The organism is Deltaproteobacteria bacterium (genome assembly GCA_016210045.1).
Classification (GTDB): Bacteria; UBA10199; UBA10199.
Window position 1 is genome coordinate 1 of the sequence record JACQUX010000040.1, and the last position, 4,126, is coordinate 4,126.

The 4,126-nt window shown below is 59.0% G+C and carries 3 protein-coding genes; all 3 read left to right on the forward strand.

From position 1 onward, the window contains the following. Window positions 1–536 precede the first annotated feature (536 nt). Entirely contained in the window at window positions 537–1,400 is an 864-nt protein-coding gene (locus HY696_12010; protein ID MBI4239121.1) for a class I SAM-dependent methyltransferase, read from the forward strand. A gap of 11 nt (window positions 1,401–1,411) precedes the next feature. Then, the gene (locus HY696_12015; GenBank protein MBI4239122.1) at window positions 1,412–2,293 is read left to right on the forward strand and encodes a class I SAM-dependent methyltransferase; all 882 of its coding nucleotides are present in this window, start codon (window positions 1,412–1,414) and stop codon (window positions 2,291–2,293) included. A 9-nt stretch (window positions 2,294–2,302) separates the two neighbouring features. Continuing rightward, on the forward strand, window positions 2,303–4,126 hold a 1,824-nt coding region (locus HY696_12020; protein MBI4239123.1), incomplete at its 3' end, for a HAMP domain-containing histidine kinase.

Consider the following 4,126-nt stretch of genomic DNA (forward strand, 5'->3'; position numbering starts at 1 on the left):
CCGCACGGTTGCCGCTGCGCGACCGCTTCACCCTTGGCACCCTCTTCACCCTCACCCCCGCCCCCATCGGCCCAGAAAAAGCGCCCCCGCCGAAGGCGGGTCCGCCTGCGGCGGAGACTGCCTCGCCACCTGGGCCCACCACCCCACCGCGTGTTTGAATTATTGAGGACCACGCATGCACTTGCTCAGTCCGCCGATACGAATGCAACAATCCGGATTATGGGACACGCCAGATCGATTCTCGAAGGTGTGGCCCACAATAAATCAACCACATACAGCGGCGCCATCGCTGGCACAACGCGTGCATCACCAAATGACGCAACATTATGACGAGAATTCCCCCTAGAACACGAACGCCCCCGCGACCGCGCGGGATAGGGAACAGCGAATCAATGCGACCTTCTCGAAAAACTGTGACTATGCGATCTGACATTGCTCGGCCGGACAGTTCACACGCTGCTCCATCGACTCAGTCATCCAAGACTCCTCTCGGACCTGCTGCCGCAAGGTTTGCCGAGACCTCACCATTATCGAACGTGGCGATGCGCAATGAGGCCCACTTCGGCCCAACAGGTTTCTATTGGTTCATGGTCAGCCATAACATCCTCTTGCATCAGGAGTGCGTGCAGACGGGCGGACGGATTCTCGATGCATGGATCGGAGCACACGCGTCCACTGCCCCACTCCGGGTGCTAGATTTGGCCTGCGGAGGAGAACCGGTCGCTATCGCCGCACTCATGGAGCAGTTCCCTGCCCACGTATTTGAATATACCGGCGTTGATATTCATGCCGACCAAGCACAACAGGCCCGTTCGACATTTCGCTGGCCTGCCAATGTCCACGGCACGATCTGTGAGGGCAATGCCTGGGAATTGCAAACATTGCCGCTGCCGGGCCCGTTTGAGATCGTGTTTAGTGGATTGAACTTCCACCATGGGACACCGGAAGAACTCGCTTTTGTTGGTCGTGCCTTGCTTACTGTCATGCCCCGTGGGGGCATCTTGCTGAGTCACGACTTGTTTCGGCCGTCTGCCATTCCCTATCGTCGCCGCCCGGACCGCGATGCGCAATCGACGGCCCCTTTCTCTCTCGTGTCGCCAGCGGACATGGTCGCAGCCGGTATCCCTGCCCGCCGCCTCCCGGGGGAGAACAGCGAGCCACGTGATTGGCGGGAGGACCTCATTGCCAAGCTGGATCAAGAAATCCGCCGGCATGGTGGAGATGACGTAGGGCGCGAAATGAATCACGCCCATATCCGCGCCCGCGATTTCCCCGTCTCCGCTCCGGAACTGGCGACCATTTTGACCGAGATCGGCTTTGAGACCCACGTTTATGACTATGAGCAATCTGGTCATCCCATGCAGGAGTATTTTGCCATGATTGCGGCGTACAAATTGTGAGGCACTTGCGCATGCGTCCATCCATTTCGCCACGAATCTTTCTCGTTCCGGGGGCGCGACCTGACGTCACCACTGCGGTCAAGGGTCTTGCCACGCGCATCATGCGGCGTGGAACCGTGGTCCGGCCCCCAACAAGCTCACAGGAACCGGCCTATGACGCCGCCTATGTATACCGCCGGGAATATCAAGACCGGCTGCTCAAGGGGACCGATGTGACGCGTCGCCCTTGGGATATTCACGGCATCGTCGCCAGTAAGGCGCATCCCGGGGCCATCGTCGTGGATAGCGGTTGCGGCACCGCCTATAAGTCGATTCGCCAGGCCGCCAGCGTACAACTCGTGATCGGGCTCGAACCCAATGCAGAGATGATCGGCTGTGCCATTCGCAATGCCATGATCGCCGGCGCTTACAACGTCTGCTTTGTCACCGGCGACTGCGACAGCATGCCATTCACCGATGCAACAGTTGATCTGGTCGTGAGTTTTTTAGCGCCCCACAACGCCCGCGAAATCCACCGCGTGTTAAAACCCGGTGGCTGGGCCGTCGTGGAACGGGTCGGGGATCGGGATAAGGAGAACCTCAAACAGTACTTCGGTCGCGATCCCGAGGGGCCACGGGGGCAACTGCTCCATTTGGCCGCAGGGGAACGTGCCCGCACCATGGAGCAAGACTTTCGCGCACTCTTCTCCACCGTCGACGCCCAGAATGGATTCTGGGAAACGACCTACACCGTGGAGCAATTACGCGCGCTGCTGGAACAAACACCGACGGTACGGCACTACTCCGCGGCAGCAGATCGAGCCGCATTCGATCGACTGACCCAAGACCTCATGGTGGACGGAACCGTCAGGACCACACAGAATCGAGTGCTCGTTGTCGCTCAAAAACACTGAGCCGCATGTATGCAATGGCTGCTCTCCACAATCTGCGCGTTGTTATTCTGCCTGCACAGCGGCAATGCGCTGGCTGGGGCCACGCTGTCAGGGTGGAACGTCCGCTTATTGCCGAACGGCTGGTCTGCAGACCACGCGGCGTCGCGTTGGACACCGGCGGCAGACCTGGTCATCTCAAAAAAGTACGTCGGCTATATCGAATACACGGCCGATTTACACATCACGACTCTGGACCCCAACGATCCATTGGGGATTGACTTAAGCGACATCTCGGACAGCGACAAGACGTATGTCAATGGGACGTTGATCGGCAGTACGGGCAGCTTCCCGCCGGCCTATCAAGGCTATATTGACTACCCGCGAGAATACTTGATTCCCACGGAGAGCCTTTCCACGTCCCACGCGAACCAGCTCCGCATCCTCGTGTACGTGGAATACCCGGCAAAGAAAGGGGTACATATCTCGGCCGTACGCGTTGGATCGCACGCAGAGCTACAACATCGGAAATTTTTCCGCGAAGTCGCATGGTATGCGACTAAACTGCTCATGCCGTTCCTCTGTGCCATCCTCGCCATCATTGTTTTTCTATCCCTCAAAGCACTGGAGCAAAAGGCGTTTGCACTGATCTACATAGGAATTGCCGTCAGTTTTTGTTTGTTCGGGATCAGTCGCAGCCGCATTAGCTTTCACCTGTTTGATGTCGTCACGGCTTACAAAATCCTGATCTTGTCAAACATTGTGGGGGTCACACTCATTCTGTTCCATGCCGCCCAAGCCGCGACAAAAAAGCAACATTGGATACACGCTCTGATTTTCCTGCCACTTTGCTATTTCGCCTCCAGGGTGCTGTTGGAGACCTCGGTCAACGTGATCTTCATGCGCTACGAGCCGTGGTTCTACATTGGCACCCTGATGCTGGTCGCGTCGGCCGTCTGGGCCTCTGTGAACCGACATGCTGTCGGCGTGTTGTTCGTGTCTGGCGTGGGACTGCTGACCTTTCTCGGGGTCTATGACACGATCTTATCGATGACAAAAATCCGCCTCCCTTACTTATTCGATGTCGGGATCAGCGTGCTCATCCTCTGTATGCTTGGCAAGCACATCATGGAAATACGCAATAGCTATACAAGCATCACGCACCAACAAATCAAATTGCAAGCACAAGCAAATATCGCCGCCCAAGTCGCCCACGATATTCGCTCCCCACTCACGGCGTTGCGGGTGGTGGCGGGGCATTTGGCGGAGGTGGGGGAAGAGAAGCGGGTGATGATTCGGAATGCGGTGCAGCGGATCGAGGACATCGCGAACGACTTGGCGGGGAGGAAGGCGGCGGCGGGGCCGACCGGGAAAGAGTCACCAGCACCGGAGCATCTGTCCGTACAACTCCTCTCCAGCTTGATCGAGCCGCTGATCTCGGAGAAGCGGATGCAACTGCGCGCACGGTTGGGAGTGGAGATTGGCTGCGCGTTGGATGCGTCCGCGTATGGGCTCTTTGCGCGGGTGCAACCGGTCGAGTGCAAGCGGCTGCTGTCGAATGTGATCAACAACGCGGTCGAGGCGCTGGACGGCGCGGGCACGGTGACAGTCACGCTGGGGCAGGCCGATGACGTCCCGCAAATCATCGTCGCGGACACGGGCCACGGGATTCCGCCGGACGTGTTGCCGCGGCTGATGCAGCGCGGCGCGACGTTCGGCAAGGCCGGGGGCTCCGGGCTCGGGCTGTTTCATGCACGGACGACCGTCGAGCGCTGGGGCGGGACGCTGGCGTTGGCCTCGACGGTGGGCCACGGCACCACGGTCACTGTGACCTTGCCGCCGGCCGAGGCCCCCGGC